This is a genomic window from Tepidimonas alkaliphilus (assembly GCF_007556595.1).
GTDB classification, from domain to species: Bacteria; Pseudomonadota; Gammaproteobacteria; order Burkholderiales; family Burkholderiaceae_C; genus Tepidimonas; species Tepidimonas alkaliphila.
The window spans coordinates 102,971-126,109 of sequence record NZ_VJNB01000003.1 but is presented as its reverse complement, the minus strand read 5'-3'; the positions used below and the strand labels follow the sequence as shown (position 1 = coordinate 126,109).

The 23,139-nt window shown below is 68.4% G+C and carries 19 protein-coding genes; 2 read left to right on the top strand and 17 right to left on the bottom strand.

What is annotated here, in order from left to right:
• Positions 1 to 9: 9 nt before the first annotated feature.
• The 9 genes from bamA to rpsB all read right to left on the bottom strand — a co-directional run bounded on the left by bamA (position 10) and on the right by rpsB (position 9,851).
• A complete protein-coding gene (gene bamA, locus Talka_RS04240; RefSeq protein ID WP_143889872.1) occupies positions 10 to 2,322 on the bottom strand; it encodes an outer membrane protein assembly factor BamA in 2,313 nt (770 codons plus the stop codon).
• A 27-nt stretch (positions 2,323 to 2,349) separates the two neighbouring features.
• Entirely contained in the window at positions 2,350 to 3,714 is a 1,365-nt protein-coding gene (gene rseP, locus Talka_RS04235; RefSeq protein WP_143889871.1) for an RIP metalloprotease RseP, read from the bottom strand.
• Positions 3,715 to 3,759: 45 nt separating this feature from the next.
• Positions 3,760 to 4,968, bottom strand: a complete 1,209-nt coding sequence (locus Talka_RS04230; protein WP_143889870.1) for a 1-deoxy-D-xylulose-5-phosphate reductoisomerase — start codon at positions 4,966 to 4,968, stop codon at positions 3,760 to 3,762.
• Positions 4,968 to 5,822 carry a phosphatidate cytidylyltransferase gene (locus Talka_RS04225; RefSeq protein ID WP_143889869.1) on the bottom strand — a complete coding sequence of 285 codons (855 nt, stop codon included), beginning with the start codon at positions 5,820 to 5,822 and terminating at the stop codon, positions 4,968 to 4,970. Before Talka_RS04225 ends, Talka_RS04230 begins: the two co-directional genes overlap by 1 nt.
• A 38-nt stretch (positions 5,823 to 5,860) precedes the next feature.
• Positions 5,861 to 6,610: a polyprenyl diphosphate synthase gene (gene uppS / locus Talka_RS04220; RefSeq protein ID WP_143889868.1), complete on the bottom strand. Its 750-nt coding sequence runs from the start codon at positions 6,608 to 6,610 to the stop codon at positions 5,861 to 5,863.
• Between the two features lie 12 nt (positions 6,611 to 6,622).
• On the bottom strand, positions 6,623 to 7,186 hold the full coding sequence (frr, locus tag Talka_RS04215; RefSeq protein WP_143889983.1) for a ribosome recycling factor: 564 nt from the start codon (positions 7,184 to 7,186) through the stop codon (positions 6,623 to 6,625).
• Positions 7,187 to 7,217: 31 nt separating this feature from the next.
• Entirely contained in the window at positions 7,218 to 7,928 is a 711-nt protein-coding gene (gene pyrH / locus Talka_RS04210; protein ID WP_143889867.1) for a UMP kinase, read from the bottom strand.
• Between the two features lie 132 nt (positions 7,929 to 8,060).
• On the bottom strand, positions 8,061 to 8,960 hold the full coding sequence (gene tsf, locus Talka_RS04205) for a translation elongation factor Ts (RefSeq protein ID WP_143889866.1): 900 nt from the start codon (positions 8,958 to 8,960) through the stop codon (positions 8,061 to 8,063).
• A gap of 150 nt (positions 8,961 to 9,110) precedes the next feature.
• Positions 9,111 to 9,851, bottom strand: coding sequence for a 30S ribosomal protein S2 (gene rpsB, locus Talka_RS04200; RefSeq protein WP_143889865.1), 741 nt, complete (start codon positions 9,849 to 9,851; stop codon positions 9,111 to 9,113).
• Between the two features lie 275 nt (positions 9,852 to 10,126).
• Here rpsB and Talka_RS04195 point away from each other — a divergent pair, with 275 nt between their 5' ends.
• Positions 10,127 to 11,710, top strand: a complete 1,584-nt coding sequence (locus Talka_RS04195) for an NAD(P)H-hydrate dehydratase (protein WP_143889864.1) — start codon at positions 10,127 to 10,129, stop codon at positions 11,708 to 11,710.
• A gap of 7 nt (positions 11,711 to 11,717) precedes the next feature.
• On the opposite strand, the gene Talka_RS04190 is transcribed toward Talka_RS04195, so the two are convergent.
• Together Talka_RS04190 and Talka_RS04185 are read right to left on the bottom strand one after the other, a co-directional pair.
• Positions 11,718 to 12,302, bottom strand: coding sequence for a thermonuclease family protein (locus tag Talka_RS04190; RefSeq protein ID WP_143889863.1), 585 nt, complete (start codon positions 12,300 to 12,302; stop codon positions 11,718 to 11,720).
• A gap of 14 nt (positions 12,303 to 12,316) precedes the next feature.
• Positions 12,317 to 13,156: an IclR family transcriptional regulator domain-containing protein gene (locus tag Talka_RS04185; protein ID WP_143889862.1), complete on the bottom strand. Its 840-nt coding sequence runs from the start codon at positions 13,154 to 13,156 to the stop codon at positions 12,317 to 12,319.
• A gap of 202 nt (positions 13,157 to 13,358) precedes the next feature.
• On the opposite strand from Talka_RS04185, the gene pobA reads away from it, so the two are divergent.
• Entirely contained in the window at positions 13,359 to 14,555 is a 1,197-nt protein-coding gene (gene pobA, locus Talka_RS04180; RefSeq protein WP_143889861.1) for a 4-hydroxybenzoate 3-monooxygenase, read from the top strand.
• Here the strand turns inward: pobA and Talka_RS04175 are convergent.
• The 6 genes from Talka_RS04175 to Talka_RS04150 form a co-directional block, all read right to left on the bottom strand.
• Positions 14,510 to 16,816, bottom strand: a complete 2,307-nt coding sequence (locus Talka_RS04175; RefSeq protein ID WP_143889860.1) for a YgiQ family radical SAM protein — start codon at positions 16,814 to 16,816, stop codon at positions 14,510 to 14,512. The genes pobA and Talka_RS04175 overlap by 46 nt on opposite strands.
• Before the next feature lie 89 nt (positions 16,817 to 16,905).
• Positions 16,906 to 17,838 (bottom strand): alpha/beta hydrolase, encoded by a 933-nt coding sequence (locus tag Talka_RS04170; RefSeq protein ID WP_143889859.1) that lies wholly within the window; start codon positions 17,836 to 17,838, stop codon positions 16,906 to 16,908.
• 47 nt (positions 17,839 to 17,885) lie between these two features.
• Entirely contained in the window at positions 17,886 to 18,971 is a 1,086-nt protein-coding gene (locus tag Talka_RS04165; RefSeq protein WP_143889858.1) for a patatin-like phospholipase domain-containing protein, read from the bottom strand.
• The gene (locus Talka_RS04160; RefSeq protein WP_143889857.1) at positions 18,971 to 19,777 is read right to left on the bottom strand and encodes an HDOD domain-containing protein; all 807 of its coding nucleotides are present in this window, start codon (positions 19,775 to 19,777) and stop codon (positions 18,971 to 18,973) included. Before Talka_RS04160 ends, Talka_RS04165 begins: the two co-directional genes overlap by 1 nt.
• A gap of 15 nt (positions 19,778 to 19,792) precedes the next feature.
• Entirely contained in the window at positions 19,793 to 20,629 is an 837-nt protein-coding gene (locus Talka_RS04155; protein ID WP_185970056.1) for an HDOD domain-containing protein, read from the bottom strand.
• A gap of 11 nt (positions 20,630 to 20,640) precedes the next feature.
• A complete protein-coding gene (locus tag Talka_RS04150) occupies positions 20,641 to 22,986 on the bottom strand; it encodes a Tex family protein (protein ID WP_246100567.1) in 2,346 nt (781 codons plus the stop codon).
• Positions 22,987 to 23,139 lie beyond the last annotated feature (153 nt).

Below are 23,139 nucleotides of genomic sequence, written 5' to 3'. Positions count from 1 at the left end.
TCAAACTCATCAGAATGCCGTTCCAATTGAAAACTGAACCGTTTGGGTTCGATCGCCAGGCTGTTTGCGCACCGGCTTGGCCAATGCGATTCGAAGCGGGCCGACCGGCGAAATCCAACTGATCCCGACGCCGACCGACGCGCGTAGATCGGCAACTTTGAGCTTTTGGTCCGGGGCAAAAACGTTGCCGATGTCAACAAATCCGAACATACGCAAAGTTCGGTCGTTGCCAGCCCCGGGGAAAGGCGCGATCAGCTCGGTGTTGAGCACCGCCATTTTCGTGCCGCCCAAATAGGCTTTGTCCGAGGTGCCGACAATGTCACTGGTGGCTCCCAGCGTGCCCTGCTCAAAACCGCGCACGGAGCCCAATCCCCCGCCATAAAAGTGTTTAAACAGGGGAACCGGTTTGCCTCCCAACCCCTTGGCCCAGCCGAGCTCAGCATTGAACGCGAGCGTAAACTTTTTGTTCAACGGCAAATATTGCTGGTGCTGTGCATTGGCTTTGACGTAGCGGGTGTCACCGGCGATGCCAAGCTCGCCGTTCACACGACGCAGGATGCCTTGCGTCGGCACCAAAGCGCTGTCGCGCTCGTCGCGCGCCCAGCCCACCGTCAGCGGCACCGACACGGGCGCATCGCCGAACCGCGCAATGAAATCGTTGTAAGCCGTTGGCATACGATTGCCCGGCTCGATTTTGGTTTGTTCAACCCCAAGCCCGAAATAGACCGTATCTACCTCCGTAAACGGCACGCCGAAGCGAATCGCCACCCCCGGCGTCACCAAGCGGTAGTCGCCGTCCTGAGCGTTGAAAGGACGGGTGGTTCGGTAGTAGAGATCAAAGCTGCGGGAAATGCCGTCATCGGTGAAATAGGGGTTGGTGGTGGAAAGCACCAACTGTCGGTTATATTTGCTTGTGTTGAGATTGAGGCCGAGGTAATTGCCGGTGCCAAAGACGTTGTCTTGCTGGATCCCCGCCAACAGCGACAACTTTTCCGCCTGCGAATAACCCGCGCCCAGCGTCAAGTTGCCGGTCGGCTTTTCCGTCACTTTGACAATCAAATCCACCTGATCCGGCGCGCCCGGCACTTCCTGAGTCTCGACCGCCACTTCGGTAAAGAAACCAAGACGATCCACACGGTCGCGCGACAAGCGGATTTTGTCACCATCGTACCACGCCGACTCCAACTGCCGGAATTCGCGACGAATGACTTCGTCGCGCGTGCGGTGGTTGCCCTCGATTTGAATGCGGCGCACATACGCACGCCTGGAGGGCTCGCTGCGCAGCGTCAGCGTAACCAGGCCGCGTTCCCGATCCAGCTCGGGCACCGCTTCCACCCGCGCGAAGGCGTAACCGAACTGACCAAAATAATCGGTAAACGCCTTGACCGTCTGCTCAACTTCGTCGGCGTTGTAGGGCTGCCCAGCGCGAATGCGCACCAACGATTTGAACTCGTCCTCTCGCCCCAGGTAGTCGCCTTCAAGGCGCACGGCCGAGACGACAAAGCGCTGCCCTTCGGTAATGTGGATGGTCAGCGAAAGCGACGCTTTGTCAGGCGACAGGGCGACCTGGGTCGAGTCAATGCGAAACTCAAGATAACCGCGCGTTAAATAATAGGAGCGCAGCGTCTCCAGATCCGCATTCAATTTGGCGCGCGAGTAGCGGTCGCTTTTGGTGTACCAGCTCAACCAGCCGCCGGTGTCCAAATCAAACAAATCCAGCAGCGTCTTTTCGGAAAACGCTTGCGCCCCGACGATGCGAATTTCACGGATCTTGGTGACGTCACCCTCCACCACGTTAAAGTTGATGTTGACGCGATTGCGCTCGATCGGGGTCACGGTGGTGGTCACCTGCACCGCATACATGCTGCGATTGAGGTATTGACGCTTGAGTTCTTGTTCGGCCCGATCGGCCAAGGCGCGATCGAACGGGCGACCTTCGCTGAGTCCGATGTCCCGCAGCGCTTTGCGCAGCACCTCGTTGTCAAATTCCTTGACCCCGCTGAAGCTGACGTCGGCCACCGTCGGACGCTCCTCGACGATGACGACCAGCACATCACCTTCCACTTGCAGCCGCACATCGGAAAACAAACCCAAAGCGAACAGCGCCCGAATGGCGGCCGCCCCCTGCTCGTCGGTGTAGCGATCGCCAATTCGAAACGGAAGCGACGCCAAGACGGTGCCGGGCTCGACCCTTTGAAGGCCCTCGACACGGATATCTCGTAGGGTGAAGGGCTCTACCGCCCAAGCCGGCAGCGCCGCCGAGAGAGCGACCAACCACAAACCGGCCCGGACGCGCCAAGCGCGTTGAGATGTGCGTTTCATGCCCTGAGGATAGGGGCCGCTCGACGGTTAGCCGAGCAACCGCATCAAATCGTTGGCGATGGCCAGCGTCATGAGCGCCGCCAGCACGCCAAGGCCAGCTCGCTGCAGCCGCTCCATCCAAATTTCCGACAGCGGCCGACCGACCACCGCCTCCCACAGATAATACATCAGGTGCCCCCCGTCGAGGACGGGCAGCGGCAACAGATTCAACACCCCAAGGCTGACGCTGATCAGCGCCAAATACGAGACAAACGCGATCCACCCCAGCGCCGCCGACTTGCCAGCATAGTCGGCCATGGTCAGAGGGCCGCTGAGGTTGCTCAGCGAGGCTTCGCCGATCGCCATGCGGCCCAGCATCCGCAAGGTCAGCGTTGCCACCTCCCATGTGCGCTGCGCGCCCTGCGCCAACGCCTCCAGAGGGCCAAGCTGCACCAACGTGGTGGCAGGCGTTCCCCCGATCATCGCCCCGACGCGGCCCACCCATTGCGAGCCCTGTGGCTCAGGGCGCGGCGTCACCGCCAACTCCAAAAGACGGCCATCGCGCTCCACCTGCCAAAGCTGGGTTGAGGCGCGACCCTCCGCATCGACCGCCGCGCGAATCCACGCCCGAAGTTGGGCTGCATCGCCCACGTCGCGCCCGTCCACCGCAAGCACGCGATCGCCTTCGCGCAAGCCAGCAGCCGCCGCAGCTCCATCGGGTTGCACCGTCCCGACCACAGGCGGCGACCATGGCGCCACCAGCCCTATGCGCTGCAACAGCGCGGCATCGGCTTCGCGCGCCTGCAGCGCAGCCAGCGGCAAGGTCACGCGCCGCGGCACCGCCTCATGCGGTTCGCCCAGCAGCAGCGTGAGATCGCGCCCCTGCAACGCCGCCTGGATTAGGGCCCAGTGCAACGCCTCAAACGAGCGAACGGGCTGCGGCGCCGCATCTTCGCCGCGCTGCACCGCCAGCACACGCTCACCGGCGCGCAAGCCCGCTTGTTCGGCAAGCGACCCCGCTTGCGGTGTTCCCAAAATCGGCAGCGGCTGGGTCACGCCCCACCATCCCACGAATGCATACAGGAGCACCGCCAGCAACAGGTTGGCGGCGGGGCCGGCTGCGACGATCGCGGCCCGCTTGCGCAGCGGCTGGGCATCGAAAGCCAAACGACGGCGCTCAGGCTCCACCGGACCTTCGCGGCCATCCAACATCCGCACATACCCGCCCAGCGGCAAAGCTGCGATGACAAATTCCGTCCCGGCACGGTTGCGCCAGCGCAGCAGCGGACGGCCAAAGCCGATGGAAAAGCGCATCACCGGCACGCCGCAAGCCACGGCCATGCGATAGTGCCCCCATTCGTGCACCGCAATCAGAATGCCAATCGCAACCAGGAACGAAAGCACCGTCAGCATAAGCGCAAGTTTGTCATGGCAACTGGCGGCACGCAGCGCTCGGCTTTAAAGGGCCCACTGCTGCACCCAATGCCGCGCCACCGCCCGCGCGCGCCGATCCAGCGCCAGCAGGTCATCCAGTCCCCCAACGGGCCCGGGCAAACACTGCTCCATCGTGGCCTGCGTCACCGCCACGATGCGATCGAAGCGCAGCCGGCCTGCCAGAAAGGCTTCCACCGCCTCCTCGTTGGCGGCGTTGAGCACCGCCGGCGTGCCCGGCGCCGCTTCCAGCGCTTCCCAGGCCAGCCGCAGGCCGGGAAAGCGCGCAGGATCGACAGCTTCAAACGTCAAGCCAGCCAGCCGCGTCAAATCCAACGCGGGGGCGCCCGAGTCGATGCGCTCAGGCCAGCTCAAGCCGTAGGCGATGGGCACGCGCATATCGGGCGTGCCCAGCTGCGCCACCACCGAGCCGTCGCGGAACTGCACCATCGAGTGCACGACGCTTTGCGGATGCACGATGACTTCGATGCGCCGCGGCTCCAGGCCAAACAGATAGCGCGCCTCGATGACCTCCAGCGCTTTGTTCATCATGGTGGCGGAGTCCACCGAAATTTTGCGCCCCATGACCCAGTTCGGGTGGGCGCACGCCTGCTCCGGCGTCACATCGGCCAGCGTAGCCGGATCGCGCGTGCGAAACGGCCCGCCGGAGGCGGTCAGGACGATCTTGTCCACGCGCGCCGACCAGGTCGAGGCATCCTCGGGCAGCGCCTGAAAAACGGCGGAGTGCTCGCTGTCCACCGGCAACAACGTCGCACCGCCTTCGCGCACCGCGCGCAAAAACACCTCGCCGCCGACCACCAGCGCCTCTTTGTTGGCCAACAAGAGCCGTTTGCCGGCGCGCGCAGCGGCCAGACACGGCGCCAGGCCGGCGGCGCCAACGATCGCCGCCATGACGATATCCACCTCCGCAGCGCTGGCCACCGCCTGCAACGCTGCTTGGCCTTCCAGCACCTCGACGTCGAGCAGGCCGCGCTGATTCAGCTCAGCCCGCAGCGCCGCGCCGTGCCCGGCGCCGATCACCGCCCAGCGCGGTCGGAAACGCCGGCAAAGATCGGCCATCTTGGCAACCTGACGCGCGGCGCTGAGCGCCACCACCTCAAAACGCTGCGGATGCCGCGCCAGCACGTCCAGCGTGCTGGCGCCGATCGAGCCAGTTGCCCCAAGCACCGCCACCCGCTGGCGGGCAAGATCCGCCGCAAACGCGCGCGCCCCCATCACCGCCCGCCTCCCGGTGACAGCGACAACGCTGCCAGCGCCGCCGGCAACACCGGCAGCAAGGCATCGATACGATCCAACACGCCGCCATGGCCCGGCAGCAGCCGGCTGGAATCCTTGACCCCGGCGCTGCGCTTGACCAGCGACTCAAACAGGTCTCCCGCCACGCTCAAGCCGGTGAGCAACATCCACCAAGCCACGGCCCACCCAGGCGCGACGGCCCATAGCCGGGCAAACAAACTGTCCTGCCACCAACCTCCCCAGAGGCGGGCTGCTGCGACCCAGGCCAAGGCCAGCGCCAACACCGCCGCCGCGCCACACCATGCGCCTTCCCAGCTTTTGCCGGGGCTGATCTCGGCGGCAAGCTTACGCCGCCCCCAAGCACGACCACCGAAGTAGGCCGCCACATCCGCCACCCAGACCAACAACAAGGTGCTCAGCAGCACAGCCACGCCAAGCTGATGCAACGTGGCCAATGCCCACCATGCCAGCGCCAGCGCCATCCACCCCCCTAACAAGCGAGCCCAACGCGGCTGACGGCTCCAGTCGGACACCCCTCGCCCCAGCGCCCACGACAGCCCCACGCACCAGACAAGCGTAGCCAGCAACCAAAACGCTCCTCCTTGGGCAAGCTGAGGCTGCTGCCACCACGCCAGGGCCAGCGCGCCGGCCAGGCCTCCCGCAGCGGCCATGGAGCTTGGCCCGGACAAGCCATTGAGGCGCCCCCATTCCCAGCCCGCCGCGGCCAACAACAACAACGTGACCAAGGCGAAGGGCCATGAGACCCGACTCCACAGCGCCGGCGCCAGCAAACCCAACAACACCGCCGCGGTGATGACCCGTTGACGCAGCATGAAATCGGGCTCGGGGTAAGAGACGGAGGTCGAAGCGCTCAGGCTGCCACGGTGGCCGACAGCGCCTGCTCAGGGGTGCGGCCAAAGCGGCGTTGCCGCCCGGCGTAAGCCTGCAGCGCGCGGTCAAACTCCGCCTCGTCGAAAGCCGGCCACAGGCAATCGGTGAAGAATAATTCGCTGTAGGCCAGCTGCCACAGCACAAAGTTGCTGATGCGCTGCTCGCCGCCCGTGCGGATCACCAGATCCGGGTCGGGCACATGCGCCAACGCCAGCGCCGCCGACAGGCTCGCTTCGTTGATGGGTTCTCCACGCGCTGCCAGGCGCTGCGCGGCCTGCACAATATCCCAGCGCCCTCCATAGTTGAAACAGACGTTGAGCACCAACCGTGTGTTGCCAACGGTGCGCCGCTGCGCTTCTTCGATGCCCTGCACCAGCTGCGGATCAAGCCCGTCGCGCGCGCCCACCACATGCAGCGCGACGCCGGCCTCATGCAAACGGGGCACCTCGTCGATCAGGGCTTGCGCCAGCAGACGCAAAATGCCCTGCACCTCTTCGGGGGGGCGCGCCCAATTTTCCGAAGAAAAAGCAAACACCGTCAGCACCGCCACCCCGCGTCGAGCGGCGTGCGCGACAATGCGACGCAACGCTTCCATCCCCGCGCGGTGCCCCGCCGCCCGCGGCAACAGCCGCTGACGCGCCCAGCGGCCATTGCCATCCATGACGATGGCCACGTGCACGGGCACGCCGTGGACACGTGGAGGGAGGGAGGCGTTGCGATCACCCGCCATGCCTTGACAGCCTCAGATCGCCATGATGTCGGCTTCCTTGGCCGTCACCATCTTGTCCACTTCGGCAATCATGCGGTCGGTGAGTTTTTGAATCTCATCCTGAGCGCGCCGCTCTTCATCTTCCGAAACGAGCTTATCCTTGAGCAACCGCTTGACGTGCTCGTTGGCGTCGCGGCGCAGGTTGCGGATCGCCACCTTCGCGTGCTCGCCCTCGGCTTTGACCACTTTGACGAGCTCGCGCCGGCGCTCCTCGGTCATGGGTGGAATCGGCACCCGGATCAGGTCGCCATGCGCCGCTGGGTTGAGGCCAAGATCAGATTCCCGAATGGCTTTTTCAATTTTGGCCACCATGCCCTTTTCCCACGGCGTCACGCCGATCGTGCGCGCATCCAACAAGGAAAGGTTGGCCACCTGGCTGATTGGCACCATGGAGCCGTAATATTCCACTTGCACGGTGTCCAGCAACGCGGGGTTGGCCCGGCCGGTTCGCACTTTGGCCAAACTCGCGCGCAGGGCCTCCAGCGACTGCTGCATTTTTTGTTCAGCGGTTTTTTTGATTTCGGGAATGTTGCTCATCGGAGCCGTCCTCAAACTACCCCTGTGCGATTCAGACATGCACCAGCGTGCCCTCATCTTCGCCCATGACAACGCGCTTGAGCGCGCCGGGCTTGAAGATCGAAAACACGCGCACCGGTAAGTTTTGATCGCGGCACAGCGCAAACGCCGTCGCATCCATCACTTGCAGCTGACGCACCATGGCCTCGTCGAAGCTGATACGCTGATAGCGGCGCGCCTGGGGGTCTTTTTTGGGGTCGGCGGTGTAAACGCCGTCCACCTTGGTGGCTTTGAGCACCAGCTGCGCGCCGATTTCAGCGCCACGCAGCGCCGCGGCGGTGTCGGTGGTGAAGAACGGGTTGCCGGTGCCCGCGGCAAACACCACCACTTTGCCCTCTTCCAGGTATTGCAACGCTTTGGGCCGCACGTAGGGCTCCACCACCTGATCGATGGCGATGGCCGACATCACGCGCGCCCGCACGCCGGCGCGCTCTAGGGTGTCGCCCAGCGCCAGCGCGTTCATCACCGTAGCCAGCATGCCCATGTAGTCGGCGGTGGCGCGATCCATCCCAAACGCTCCCCCAGCCACCCCGCGAAACAAATTGCCTCCACCGATGACGATGGCCACCTGCACGCCCAGGTGCGCGACGTCGGCCACCTCGGCCACGATGCGTTCCAGCGTGGCTCGATGGATGCCAAACGCTTCCTCGCCCATGAGGGCTTCACCCGAGAGCTTCAGCAGGATGCGTTGCAGGGCAGGCATGGCGAAACCTTGGCGTCGGTGCAATTGGAGCGGGATTGTAGGGGCTACAGCAGGGCAAACAGCGATCGACGGCTGCGAAAAAGGGCCGGCGCCACTGCCAGGCGTCCGGCCCCGAGGCTCAAAGCCAGCGCGTCAGGCCGCTTTTTGTGCCGCCGCCACCTGTGCCGCCACCTCAGCGGCAAAATCGTCTTGCTTCTTTTCGATGCCCTCACCCACCACAAACAGGGTGAAGGCTTTGACGGTGGTGCCGGCGGCCTTGAGGAACTGCCCCACCGTCTGCTTGCCGTCGGCCGCCTTCACAAACACCTGATCCAGCAGCGCAACTTCTTTCAAATATTTCTGCACCGCGCCCTCGACCATTTTGGCCACGATCTCGGCGGGCTTGCCCGATTCGGCGGCTTTTTGCTCGGCAATCGAGCGCTCTTTGGCCACCAGCTCGGCGGGCACCTCGGCCGCCGACAGCGCCACAGGCTTCATGGCGGCGATGTGCATCGCCACATCTTTGGCCGCCGCCGCATCGCCTTCGTATTCGACCATCACGCCGATGCGCACGCCGTGCAAATACACCGCAAGCTGGCCGCCCCCTGCGTAGCGGCAAAAGCGGCGGATGGTCATGTTCTCGCCGATTTTGCCCACCAGCCCTTTGCGCACGTCCTCGACGGTCGGACCAAAGCCCTCCATCGACAACGGCAGCGCGGCCAGGGCCGCCACATCGGCCGGGGCGTGCTGGGCGACCAGGCGGGCCAGCGCCTGCCCAAAATTGGCAAACAGCTCGTTTTTCGAAACGAAATCGGTCTCACAATTGACCTCGATCATGGCCCCTGTGGCGCCGTCCACGTGGGCCGCCACCATGCCTTCGGCGGTGATGCGGCTGGCAGCCTTGCCCGCTTTGTTGCCGAGCTTGACGCGCAGAATTTCTTCCGCTTTTTCCATATCGCCACCGGCTTCGGTCAGCGCCTTTTTGCACTCCATCATGGGCGCATCGGTTTTGGCGCGGAGCTCCGCAACCATGCTGGCGGTGATGGTAGCCATAGATCACTCCAAGGATTGAACGCTGGTGAACCCCGACCAATCGTCGGGGCTGGGGATGTCGAATCGATGACAGCGTCGCGACCGTTTCAACGCGACTAGGCCGGCGGCAGAGCACCGAAAGAGCCCGCCGTCGGCTTGGGAACAGAGGCTTTAGGCTTCTTGCACTTCAACGAACTCGTCATCCGCGCGGGCGGCCTCTACCACCGACGCCAGAGCAGCCTGGCGACCTTCCAACACCGCATCCGCAATGCCGCGGGCATAAATGGCCACCGCTTTGGCCGAGTCGTCGTTGCCCGGAATCACGTAGTCGATGCCTTCGGGCGAATGATTGGTGTCCACCACCCCAATCACCGGGATGCCAAGCTTGCGCGCCTCGGCCACGGCAATCTTGTGGTAGCCCACGTCGATGATGAAGACCGCATCCGGCAGCGCGTTCATGTCCTGAATGCCACCCAGATCGCGCTCCAGCTTTTCCAGCTCGCGGTTGAACAGCAGCTGCTCTTTTTTCGACATATGCTCCAGCCCCGCTTCGCGCTGAGCCTGCATGTCTTTGAGCCGCTTGATCGACGATTTGACCGTCTTGAAGTTGGTCAGCATGCCTCCCAGCCAGCGCTGATCCACGTAGGGCACGCCCGCGCGCTGCGCCTCGGCGGCAACGATGTCGCGCGACTGCCGCTTGGTGCCCACCATCAGCAAGGTGCCGCCGTTGGCGGTGAGCTGGCGCACAAATTTGCACGCCGCCTCAAACATCGGCACCGTCTTTTCGAGGTTGATGATGTGAATCTTGTTGCGATGGCCAAAGATGTAGGGGGCCATCTTGGGGTTCCAGAAGCGCGTTTGGTGCCCGAAGTGAACACCGGCTTCCAGCATTTCGCGCATGGACACGGGCATGATGAATTCACTCTCCAAAGGTTGGGTCTAAAGCTGGCTCTATGATCGTGCGGGCGCTTGGCCCGCTGCGACACCCGGAGGAAACCAGCTCGCGATTGGTTTGCCCTTGAGGCTTGGACGCCAAAGTGCAAAACTTAACGATTATAGCCTAGACACGATCAGCGGGATACTGGAGGGTCGGCAAGCTTCTTCACGAGATCGCGTCGGGCGATGGCTTGCGTTCCCGAAGCCCGCAACCCGACGCCTCAGCGCCCGCGCCTATACTGCCGCTTGCCATGCTGCGCCTCGTCCTACCCCTGAACGGCGTCCCGGACTCGATCGCGGCCGCGCAGGCGCCGCGCCCGCTGTATGGCGCGGCAGCCACCCGCCGCCTGGAGCAGAAGTTTGCCGCCGCTTTGCCCCCGCACACGCTGATGGATCGCGCTGGCACCGCGGTGGCGCGGCTGGCGCGCGCCTGGCAGCCGCACGCGCGCCGCATTCACGTGCTGGCCGGCGGCGGCAACAATGGCGGCGACGGCCTGCTGGCGGCAGCGCGGCTGCGACAGGCCGGCTTTGGCGAGCGCATCGAGGTCCGTTGGCTTGGCCAAGAGGAGCGGTTGCCTGCCGATGCCCGCTGGGCGCTCGCACAGGCACGCGCGGCTGGCGTCGCGTTCGTCGAGGAGGCGCCGCAAGACGCCCCGGATCTTGTGATCGACGCGCTGCTGGGCGCGGGCCTCCATCGCCCGTTGGAGGGCGAAATGTTGGCCGCGCTGCGCTGGCTGCAGACTTGCCCGTCGCCGACCCTGTGCGTGGACTTGCCCAGCGGGCTCGACGCCGACCTGGGCCACTGGTGGGCCGACGCCCCCGTGCAGCCAGCCGGCCCGCGCATCACGCTGGCGCTGCTGACGCTCAAACCTGGACTGTTCACCGGCGCGGGACGCGCCGCCGCAGGCGAAGCGATTTGGTGCGACGACTTGGACGTGGATGTCTGCGCGGCCCTGCCCGATGCCTGGCTGGTCGGCCCCGACGGTTGGCCGCACCGTGATCGGCTGCGCGCGGATCACGCCAGCCACAAAGGCCGCCGTGGGGACGTGCTGATCATCGGCGGGGTTCCCGCCGCCGCGCACCACGGCATCGGCATGACCGGCGCGGCGCTGCTGGCCGGTCGCGCGGCGCTGCGCGCCGGAGCCGGCCGCGTATGGGTGGCCGTGCCAGCCCCGCCCTCCTCAACTCCCGCTTTCGATCCTGCGCAGCCGGCGCTGATGTGGCGCACCGTCGAGGCCGCGCTGGCCGAAGGCCTTCCCCAACGCGCCACGGTGGTGGCCGGTTGTGGCGCAGGCTCGGCTCTGGTGCCGGTGCTGGGCGCCTTGATGCAGCAGACGCCGCGACTGGTGCTCGACGCCGACGCGCTCAACGCCCTGGGGGCTGCCGCCGTCCCTGGCTCGAACTCGCCTTGGCTGGCTGCGCTGCGCGATCGCGCCGCTCGAGGCTGGATCACCGTTCTGACGCCCCACCCGCTGGAAGCCGCGCGGCTGCTTGACGCTCAGGTGGCCGACGTGCAACGCGCGCGCCTGCAGGCCGCTGAGCAACTGGCGCAGCGCACAGAGGCGATCGTGGTGCTCAAGGGCAGCGGCACGGTGGTGACCATGCCGGGCGCCCTGCCCCGTATTGTGGCCAGCGGCAGCGGCTGGCTGGCCACTGCCGGCAGCGGCGACGTCTTGGCCGGACTGTTGGGCGCGCGGCTGGCGGCCTGGACGCCCGTGGAAGACATGAGCGCACTGCTGGATGCCGTTGCCGCCACGGCGGCGTTGCACGGCACGCTGCCGGCGGCATCCAGCAGCCCCATTTGGGCGCCCACGGCAGCGGATTTGGCGCCGTAGGACGAGCCTAAGGCGGACCCGCCGGCTCAGGAAGGGCGCCGACACCATGCCGATGGGTGCGGCGCCATTGCCACGGCGGCATCGGCTCCGGATCCGCCCACAGGCCGCGGCGGGCGTGGCGCGCGGCCAGCTCGGCGACGGCGTAGCGCCAGCGCTCCGCCAGCGGCTGCTCGTCGGCATGCGCGCGGTAGTGCCACGCCCAGCCCTGTTCGAGCAGAGCATGGTTGAGTTCCAGGGCCGAGCCGTCCGCTTGCAGTCGCCACACCACCGCCAGCGTGCGACCGTGGCGGTCCCGTCCGCGCTCGTCCAGACTCACGGTCTGCCCCCAAGCCCACGCTCGCAGCGCAGCTTGCGCCTGCGGGCCTGCCGGTTGATCGAGCTCCGGCGCATCGATGGCCGCCAGCCGCACAGTCTGCACGCGTCCCAGGTCATCACGCACGCGCAGGGTGTCGCCGTCGTGCACCGCGACCACGGTGACCGCCGCCTGCGCCGCCGCACCGGGCGGCGCCGCCGGCCCGCTGCAGCCGGCCAACGCCGCCCAGACCAGCACGGCTGCCAGCCCGAACTGGATCGCGCCCCACCCCGCCCGCATGGTCCGTCCCGCCCTCACAGCAGTGGCCTCAGTCCAGCGGCGGCTTCCTGCAGCAGCGGCAGCAGCTCACGCGTCACCGCCCCGTCGTTCAGCCGCTGCGTCGACAGCACGGCGTTGAGCGCGGCCACCGTGCGGCCCCGCGCATCGCGCAGCGGCACCGCCACCGCGTGCACGCCGGGCTCGTGCTCTTCGCTGCACAGGCAGAAATCCTGTTGGCGCACCTGGCGCAGGATGCGCCGCAGCGCCGCCGGCTCGGTCACCGTGTACGGCGTCAGCCGCGGCAGACGCCCGTCCGGCCCCACGTGCGCCGCCAGCCACTGGCGCTGCTGCGCCGCCGGCAGCGCCGCCAGCAGCACGCGGCCGGTGGACGTGGCATGCGCCGGCAGGCGCGCGCCGAGGTGCAGCCCGTGGGCCAGCCAGCGCACGCGCGGGCGCGCCGCCAGCGGTTCGCCGAGCGAGCTGCTCAGCGCGTCCCCCGCCGCGGCCCCGGCCGGCACGCTGCGCGCCACGACCACGACCGCTTCGTCGTCCAGCACCGCGACCGAAAACGCTTCGCCGGCGCGCGCCGCCAGCCGATCCAGCACCGGCTGCACCGTGCGTGGCAGACGGGCGCTGGCCAGGTAGCGACCGGCCAGCCGCAGCACCTTCGGCGCCAGCCAGTAGTCGTGGCCGTCGGTCTCCAGGTAGCCCAGGTGCGCCAGCGTCAGCAGATGGCGCCGCGCCGCCGCCCGCGACAGGCCTGCGCGCTGCGCCGCCAACGTGGCGTTGAGGCGCTGGCGCTCGGTGTCGAAGCTCTCCAGCACGGCCAGCCCCTTGATCAGGCCGGCGATGGTGTCGGCGGCGGCAAGCGTCATGGCGCAACGATACCGCATGCCGCCCCGATCGCGACGGCGCACCGGACATTTGCGCGCTGTTCGCACACCGTGCGCGATGATCGCGCAAAAAGGAGGGCACGGCCGACGCTGCCGAGCCGCTGCGTCCTAGCATGGGACATGGCGTCGCGCCCGGCTTCGTTCAGCAACGCGCGACACGCCCCACCCTGCTAGGAGGAGTCCCATGCGAACCCAGGTCGTCATCATCGGCGCCGGCCCCAGCGGCCTGTTGCTCGGCCAGCTGCTGCACAACGCCGGCATCGACAACGTCATCCTCGAGCGCCAGAGTGCCGACTACGTGCTCGGGCGCATCCGCGCCGGCGTGCTGGAGCAGGTCACGGTGGACGTGCTGGACGAGGCCGGCGTGGGCGAGCGCATGCACCGCGAGGGCCTGGTGCACGAGGGTTTCGACCTCCTGTGGCAGGGACGGCGCCACCGCATCGATCTCAAGGGCCTGACCGGCGGCCGGTCGGTGCTGGTCTACGGCCAGACCGAGGTCACGCGCGACCTGATGGCGGCGCGCCAGCGCAGCGGCCGCACCAGCGTCTACGAGGCACGCAACGTCGCCATCCATGACTTCGACGGCACGCGCCCCTGGGTCAGCTACGAGAAGGATGGCGTGGCGCAGCGGCTGGAGGCGGACTTCATCGCCGGCTGCGACGGCTTCCACGGCGTCAGCCGCGCCAGCGTGCCGCGCAGCGCCATCACGGAGTACGAGCGCGTCTATCCGTTCGGATGGCTGGGGCTGCTGGCCGACACCCCGCCGGTGCACGAGGAGCTGATCTACGTCAACAGCCCGCGCGGTTTTGCGCTGTGCTCGATGCGCAGCCGCACGCGCAGCCGCTACTACCTGCAGGTGCCGCTGTCGGACACGGTGGAGGGCTGGAGCGACCAGGCGTTCTGGGACGAGCTGCGCCGCCGGCTCGACCCCGCCGCGGCCGAGGCGCTGGTCACCGGCCCCTCGATCGAGAAGAGCATCGCCCCGCTGCGCAGCTTCGTGGCCGAACCGATGCGCTTCGGCCGCCTGTTCCTCGCGGGCGATGCCGCGCACATCGTGCCGCCCACCGGTGCCAAGGGGCTCAACCTCGCCGCCACGGATGTGAAATACCTGGCCGACGCGCTCATCGAGCATTACCACGAGCGCAGCGAGGCCGGGCTGGCCCACTACAGCGAGCGCTGCCTGCGCCGCGTCTGGCGCGCCGAGCGCTTCTCGTGGTGGTTCACGAGCCTGATGCACCGCTTCCCCGGCGAAGGGGAGATCGCGCAGAAATTCCAGGAGGCCGAACTCGACTACCTGGTGCACAGCGAGGCCGGCGCGCGAACCCTCGCCGAAAACTACGTCGGCCTGCCGCTGGACTTCGGCCTGGCACCGGGCCGCTGAGTGGCACCGGGCCGCGGCGGCAGCCCGGTGTGCTGCGTCAGGATGCGGCCCTTGGGCGGCGTGGCCGGGGCGGCGGCGCGCACCGGCGGCTTGCCGCCCGGCGGGGTGGAGTTGGCGCGCCGCGGGGCGCGGTAGCCGCCGTCGGTGACGGGCTGGAACGCCGGCACGAGGTGATGCTTGCCGTTGCCGATCAGGTCGGCGCGGCCCATGCGCTTGAGCGCTTCGCGCAGCAGCGGCCAGTTGTTCGGGTCGTGGTAGCGCAGGAAGGCCTTGTGCAGCCGGCGCCGGCGTTCGCCCTTGACGACGTCGACGCGCTCGGCGCGCTCGTCGCGGTGGATGCCCTTGAGCGGGTTGAGCCCCGTGTGGTACATCGCAGTGGCGGTGGCCATCGGGCTCGGATAGAAGGTCTGCACCTGGTCGGCGCGAAAGCCGTTCTTCTTCAGCCACAGCGCGAGGTTGAGCATGTCCTCGTCGCTCGTGCCGGGGTGGGCGGCGATGAAGTACGGGATCAGGTACTGCTCCTTGCCGGCCTCGCGCGAGTAGCGGTCGAACATCGCCTTAAAGCGGTCGTAGGCGCCGATGCCCGGCTTCATCATCTTGGACAGCGGCCCGGGCTCGGTGTGCTCCGGCGCGATCTTGAGGTAGCCTCCGACGTGGTGCTGCACCAGCTCCTTGACGTACTCGGGACTGAGCACCGCCAGGTCGTAGCGCAGACCCGAGCCGATCAGGATCTTCTTGATGCCGGGCAGCGCGCGCGCCCGGCGGTAGAGCTGCACCAGCGGCCCGTGGTCGGTACGCAGGTTGGAGCAGATGCCGGGATAGACGCAGCTCGGCTTGCGGCACGCGGCCTCGATCTCGGGACTTTTGCAGCCCAGGCGCCACATGTTGGCGGTGGGCCCGCCCAGATCCGAGATGACCCCGGTGAAGCCGCCGACCTTGTCGCGGATCTCCTCGATCTCGCGGATGATGGAGTCCTCGGAGCGGCTCTGGATGATGCGCCCCTCGTGCTCGGTGATCGAGCAGAACGTGCAGCCGCCGAAGCAGCCGCGCATGATGTTGACCGAGAAGCGGATCATCTCCCAGGCCGGGATCCTGGTGGCGCCATCGTGGCGCCCGCGCTCGTCGGCGTAGGCCGGGTGCGGGCTGCGCGCGTACGGCAGGCCGAACACCCAGTCCATCTCCTCGGTGGTCAGCGGCAGCGGCGGCGGGTTGACCCAGACGTCCTGCGCGGCGGCGCCCTCGCCGTGACGCTGCACCAGCGCACGCGCGTTGTAGGGGTTGGTCTCTAGGTGCAGCACGCGGCTGGCATGGGCGTAGAGCACCGGATCGGCCTTGACCTGCTCGTAGCTCGGCAGGCGGATCACGGTGCGCTCGCGCGGCGCGCGCAGCGCCGCGGCGCGCGGCACCAGGCGCACCGGCTGGGCCTGCCCGCCCGCCCCCGCTCCTTCGCCACAGGCGGCACCCTCTTCCTCCTGCGGCATCGCGTAGGGGTTGGGGTGCGGCTCCACGCGCCCGGGGCGATCGACATCGGTGGAGTCGATCTCCCACCAGCCGTCGGGCACGCCGCGGCGCACGAAGACGGTGCCGCGCACGTCGGTGATCGACTCGATCGGCTCGCGCCGCGCCAGCCGGTGCGCCACCTCCACCAGCGCGCGCTCGGCGTTGCCATACAGCAGCAGGTCGGCCTTGGCGTCCAGCAGGATCGAGCGGCGCACCGTCTCGCTCCAGTAGTCGTAGTGCGCCAGACGCCGCAGCGACGCCTCGATGCCGCCAAGGATGATCGGCACGTCCTTGTAGGCCTCGCGGCAGCGCTGGGCATAGACGATGCTGGCGCGGTCGGGCCGCCTGCCGGCCACGCCGCCCGGCGTGTAGGCGTCATCCGAGCGGATCTTGCGGTCGGCCGTGTAGCGGTTGATCATCGAGTCCATGTTGCCCGCCGTCACGCCCCAGAACAGGTTGGGGCGGCCCAGCGCCTTGAACGCCTCGGCGCTGTGCCAGTCCGGCTGGGCGATGATGCCGACGCGAAAGCCCTGCGCCTCCAGCACGCGGCCGATCACCGCCATGCCAAAGCTCGGGTGATCGACGTAGGCGTCGCCGGTGACGAGGATGACGTCGCACGAGTCCCAGCCCAGCGCCTCCATCTCGGCGCGGCTCATCGGCAAAAACGGCGCCACGCCGAAGCGCTTGGCCCAATAGGGCTTGTAGCGCATCAGCGGCTTGGGCGGTGGCCGCAGGTGGGCCGGCTGGGCAGGGGCGTTCATGGCAGGATGACGGGCGGACTTGCCTGCCGACAAGTCGATGGCAGGGCCCGCATTGTAGGCGGGCCAGTCATGGCTCGCCTGAGGCGGGTTTAGACAACCCCCAGCGCGAAAGCCCGCCGCAGGGCGGCTGCCGCGTCAGCCAGCGCTTGCCGGGCCGAGGCCAAAACTCGGCTCATGCGCACAAATTCGTGGGTGACGCCGCGGTAGATGTTGAGCTCTACCGCCACGCCGGCCAGCCGCAGCGCATCGGCCAGCGCCACGCCCTCATCAACCAACGGATCGCACTCGGCCAAGCCCAGCCAGGCCGGCGCCACGCCGCTGAAATCCGGTGCCCGCAGCGGCGCAAAGCGCCAGTCTTCGCGCTGGCGGTCGTCGATGTAGTGGCGAAAAAACCACTGCAGGGTCTTGGTCTCCAGCAAGAAGCCGCGCCCGTAGCGCTGGTGCGACGCGGTATCGGGCCAAGCCCCGCAGCCGGGGTAGAACAGCAGCTGCAGCGCCAGCGGCCAGCCCGCATCCCGCGCCTGCAGCGCCGTCACCGCAGCCAGCGTGCCCCCGGCGCTGTCGCCTCCCACCGCGATGCGCATCGGATCCAGCCCAAGCCCAGCGGCCGCGCCATACAGCCAAGCCAGCGCGTCGAACGCATCGTTCACCGCTGTGGGAAAGCGGTGCTCAGGCGCCAAACGATAGTCCAAGGACAGCACCGCGCAGTCCGCCGCAGCGGCCAGATGGCGGCATAGCGCGGCGTGCGTGCGCACGCTGCCCACGACGTAGCCACCCCCGTGCAGGAACAGCAGCACGGGCCGCCGATCGCCCGCGCGCAGCGGGCTTAGATCGATGAGTTCGGCCAGCAGCTGCGCGCCATCACGGGCTGGAATCGACAGCGTTTGCACGCGCGCCACGGCAGGCGGCGGCAGCTCCAGCACGCCTCCTGCCGCCTCGTAGAACGCGCGCGCTTGCTGCGGCGTAAGGGAGTGCAGCGCTGGACGCCCGGCTCGCGCCATGCGCTGCAGCAGCTCACGCATAGCAGGCGACAGCCGTGCGTGCGGGTCGTGATCCACCGCAAGCGGCTTCACAGCGGTTCCACCCATCTTGGATCAGGGCGCTCAAGCCAGGCGGCGAATTCGTCGGCCAGGCGCTGCGCCTCGCGCACGGCGGTCTGCCAGGCGCGCATGCGTCCGGGCAGGTCGCGCCCGAAGCGTTCGAAGTCGCGGCGGTCGGGCAACTTGCCGCCCGGCAAGCGGCGCACCCAGTCCGGATCGGGGGCCAGCAGAAGCGTATGGTCCAGCGCCGCGGTGGCGCGGTGGCGCCAGCGCAGCGCCTTGTCCAGCCAGCCCGGCACCACCCGGCGCTGGAAGTGCGGGTACAGCACCAGCCCCAGTTCGGGCCGCCAGCGCAGGTGCAGGTGGTAGTCGGTGATGCCGCCGTCCCAGTAGGCCCCACTCGGCGCGCCGGGGATGTCGTGCACCGCCTGCAGCACGAACGGGATCGAGCAGCTGGCCTGCAGCGCCGGCATGAAGTTGGCCTCGGTCAGGGCGACCTGGCGCGTCGGCAGGTCGCGCGCCTCGAACGGCAGCGCCGCCGGCGCGCCCTGCGCCCCGGGCGCGCTGAACACCACCCGCTGCAGCCAGGCGCCCAGCGCGCGCCGGTGCGCGACGTTGCAGGCTGCGGCGCCGAGGTAGCCCAGCGGCGTGCGCCAGCGCCCTTCGCGCCCCAGGATGTGGCACCCGCGCGACGTCACGACGTGCACGCGCCAGCGCGGGTGGCCGAGCACCTCGTGCACGCGCCCTCCGAAGAACGCCTGCAGCTCGCGCGCGAACGCTTCGCTGACGTGGCGCGGATGCGGCCGGCGCCGTCCCGGCTCGGGCTCGTAGTCCTGCGCGATGTAGTCGCGCTGCAGCCGCTCGAACGCCGCCACGCAGTCGTTCAGGCACGCGGCGGCCATGCGCCAGGCGCCGATCGAGGCGCCGACCAGATGCACCTCGCGCCCGCCTTGCGGCAGCCACTGGCCGAACAGGAAGCGATCCAGCGGCCCCAGAATCAGGCCCTTGGGCCCGCCAGCTGCGCCCGGCACGATCCCAATGTCGTCCGGCTGCAGCCCATGTCGCCGCAAGTGCGCCAGCGCGGCCGGGCCCGCATACCAACGCAGCGCGCGCATCAGAGGGCTTCCTCTGTCCCAAGGGCGACGGGATCCACCAGCGAGTCGGGATCGAGCTGCAGCAATTCGCCCACCGCATCCGGGTAGGAGTGAATGAGCACGTCACGATCGTCGCCCAGGCACCAAACACGCGCGCGCCACGCCGCCATGTGCACCAACGCAGCCAAAGGATCAGGCGGGTCGCTGCGCAGAGGATGAAGGTGCGTCTCGATGGCCTGCGCTAGCAAGGCGGGCAAGCGCCAATGACGCGCCAGCGCCGCGCCGACCTCGGCGTAGGTGTAGCCCAGCGTTTGCTGCTCGATCTGGGGCCGCTGCAGCGACCACCACGGCGTCTGCGCCTGAAGCGGCGCCATGCGTTGCGGCATCACCTGGTGCATCACCAGCTCGCCCACCGCATGCAGCAAGGCCGCCGTCACGGCGATGGCCTCGCCCCAACGCCGCGGCGCACTCAGCCGCTGCGCCACAGCCGCTGCCGCCAAGCTATACGCCCAAAAGCGCTCCAACTCGATGCCTGGGGGCGAGGGAAAGCGGCTCTGCACCGCCGCTGCCAAGGCCAAGGCGCGCAGGCGGTTCAGACCCAACACCCACGCCGCGTCGCGCACGCTGTGCACTGGGCGCAGGCGGCGCAAGAACGCCGAGTTGGCTTGCTGCAGCACGCGGGCGGCCAACGCCGGATCCCGTTCGAGCTGACGCGCCAGTTCGCCAAGATCCACATCCTGCTGCCCAAAGGTGGCGATCAGCCGGGCGGCCGCTTGCGGCGCCACCGGCAACGCCTGCGGATGTTGCAGCAGCTCCTGCAGTTGCATGCGCGCGCCCCCGGCTCAGGGCAAAAAGGCCGCCAGTGCGCCGGCCGAGGCCCACGGCTGCGGATCCTGGTCCAGCACGGCGTCTGGGCTCAAGCCCAGCAGCATCGTCACCGCATCCGGAAAAGTGGCGCGCATGGCCTCGCGATCGAGGTTCATCGCCTGCGCGCGCGCACGCCACGACGCCAGGTGCACCACGCCGGCCAGCGGCTCATGGACATCGCCTTCAAAGGGCGCCAATTGATGCCGCAACGCGCGCACGATCCGATCGGGGAAGTGCCAACGCTGGGCCAGGGCGGCCCCGACGCCGGCGTAGCTGTAGCCAAACCGGGCTTGCTGGGCGGCTGCGCGATGCAGATCGAACAACGCCACGTGCCAATCCAGCGCCGCCATCTCTTGCGGCATGCCCAAATGCATCACCAGCTCGCCTGAGGCGTGCATCAGGCCGGCTGTCCAAGCCGAGCCAGGCGGCAACCCTAAGCTGCGGGCCAGCGGGCGGCAGATTTGGGCCGCTTGCACGCTGTAGCGCCAGAACAGCTCCAAATCGACCCCCGGCACGCTGCGGAAACAGGCGCCCAGCGCCACCGCCTGCACCACCGAGCGCAGGGCGTCCATACCCAGCACGGTCACCGCTTCGGCGACCGAGTCGATGCGTCTGGGCAAGCCCCACAGCGGCGAGTTGGCCATCTTGAGCACCTGGGCGGTCAGGCCCGGCTCAGCGCCAATCCCATCGATGAGCCGATGCGCATCGGGCTCGTCGCGCTGCAGCTCCTGCAGCACCTGAGCCACCATCCGCGGCAGGCTGGGGATGGCCTCGGTCTGCTGCAACAAGGCTTCCAACGCTAAAGCGGGCACAGGACTTTCCCCTAGCCGCGTGCGCGGTTTTGCAGACGAGCGAAGGCGGCAGCCATCGCGGTTGGCGTTGCCGCAGCCTGGGGCCGTGGCACGCGCATCGGTTGGCCGCCCGAGGCTGACCGAGCACCGGCAGCGGCCATGCCGCCGACTTCCGCATCCAGCCGCAGCGACAGCGCGATGCGCCGCCGCGACACGTCCACCTCCAGCACCTTGACGCGTACCACGTCGCCGACCTTGACGACGCTGCGGGCGTCGGCCACGTAGTGGCGCGCCAGCTGGCTGACGTGCACCAGTCCGTCCTGATGCACCCCGATATCCACGAACGCCCCAAACTGGGCGACGTTGGTTACCGTGCCTTCCAGCACCATGCCGGGCTTGAGGTCTTCCAAATCCTGCACCGCGTCATCGAAGCGCGCGACACGGAACGCCGGACGCGGATCGCGGCCTGGCTTTTCCAGCTCGGCCAGGATATCGCGCACGGTCGGCTCGCCAAAGCGCTCGTCGGTGAAGCGGCGCGCATCGAGCCCGCGCAGCCGCTCGCGCTGGCCGAGCAGCGCCTCGATCGGCTGCCCGGCGGCGGCCAGGATGCGCTGCACCACCGGGTAGGCCTCCGGGTGCACGCCGGTCATGTCCAGCGGCTCATCGCCACCGCGGATGCGCAAAAAGCCCGCGCATTGCTCGAAGGTCTTCGGCCCGATGCCGCTGACCTCCAGCAGCTGGCGTCGGTTGCGGAACGCCCCGTGCGCGTCGCGCCAGCGCACCACCGCGCGCGCGGTGGCCGCCGACAGGCCCGAGACGCGCGCCAGCAGCGCGGGGCTGGCGGTGTTGAGGTCGACGCCGACGGCGTTGACGCAGTCCTCCACCACCGCATCCAGCGTGCGCGCCAGCTGCGCCTGATCGACGTCGTGCTGGTACTGGCCGACGCCGATGCTCTTGGGGTCGATCTTGACCAGTTCCGCCAGCGGATCCTGCAGCCGGCGCGCGATGCTGACCGCCCCGCGCAGGCTGACGTCCAGATCGGGCAGCTCCTGCGCGGCCAGCTCGCTGGCGCTGTAAACCGACGCCCCAGCCTCGTTGACGACGACTTTCTGCGGCAGGGGACTTGCCCCGCCCTGGCGCAGGCGCTGCAGCAACTCACCCACCAGCCGGTCGGTCTCGCGGCTGGCGGTGCCGTTGCCGATGGCAATCAGCTCCACGCCGTGGCGCCGCACCAGCGCGGCCAGCGTCGCCAGCGCCCCTTCGACATCGCGCCGAGGCTCGAACGGATAGACCGTGGCGGTGTCCACCACCTTGCCGGTGGCGTCCACCACCGCCACCTTGACGCCGGTGCGGATGCCGGGGTCCAGCCCCATCGTCGGACGCGCGCCGGCTGGGGCGGCCAGCAGCAGGTCGCGCAGGTTGGCGCCGAACACCTGGATCGCCACCGCCTCGGCCTGCTCGCGCAGACGGGCGAACAGGTCGCGCTCGATCGACAGGCTCAGCTTCACGCGCCACGTCCACGCCACGCAGCGGCGCAGCAGGTCGTCGGCGGCGCGGCCCTGGTGGCTCCAGCCCAGCAGCCGGGCGAGCCGCACCTCGGCCTCGGACGGTTGGCCGGCCGGCGCCTCCCGCGGCGGCACGAGGCACAGGTCCAACACCTCCTGCGCGCGGCCACGCAGCATCGCCAGCGCGCGGTGCGACGGCACGCGCGCGATCGGCTCGTCGTGCTCGAAGTAGTCGCGGAACTTGGCGACCTCCGGGTCGTCCGGGTTGCGCGCCTCGATGCGGCGGCTGCGCAGCAGCCCCTCGGCCCACAGCCACTCGCGCAGCGGCTGCACGATCGCGGCGTCCTCGGCCCAGCGCTCGCTCAGAATGTCGCGCACGCCGTCCAGCACCGCAGCCACGGTGGTGAAGTCGCTGCCGTCCTCGCCCTTGGCCTCCTTCACGTAAGGCTGGGCGGCGGCGTGCGGGTCCAGCGTCGGGTCGGCCCACAGGGCGTCCGCGAGCGGCTCCAGCCCCGCCTCGCGCGCGATCTGCCCCTTGGTGCGGCGCTTGGGCTTGTACGGCAGGTAGAGGTCTTCCAGATCCTGCTTGGTCGCCGCGGCCTCCAGCGCCGCGCGCAGCTCGGGGGTGAGCTTGCCCTGCTCCTCGATGCTGCGCAGGATGGCGGCGCGGCGCTCCTCCAGCTCGCGCAGGTAGGTCAGGCGCTGCTGGAGCTGGCGCAGCTGGGTGTCGGTCAGGCCGCCGGTGGCCTCCTTGCGGTAGCGGGCGATGAAGGGGACGGTGGCGCCGCCGTCTAGCAGATCGACAGCGGCTTGGACTTGACTGGCTCGCACGCCCAGCTCTTCGGCCAGACGCGCCACGATCGTTGCGCTCACGGTTAGTAAGACCAAGGTATCAACATCGTAAGCGTTTGAGTTTGCCACAGGAAGGCAAGCGCAACGGTGATGCGGACGCAGGCATTTGGGAAGCGCACCCTCGCGCCATCGGTCACCGAACCGCCCACACCGGGCTTCAGGCGCTCTAAGCCC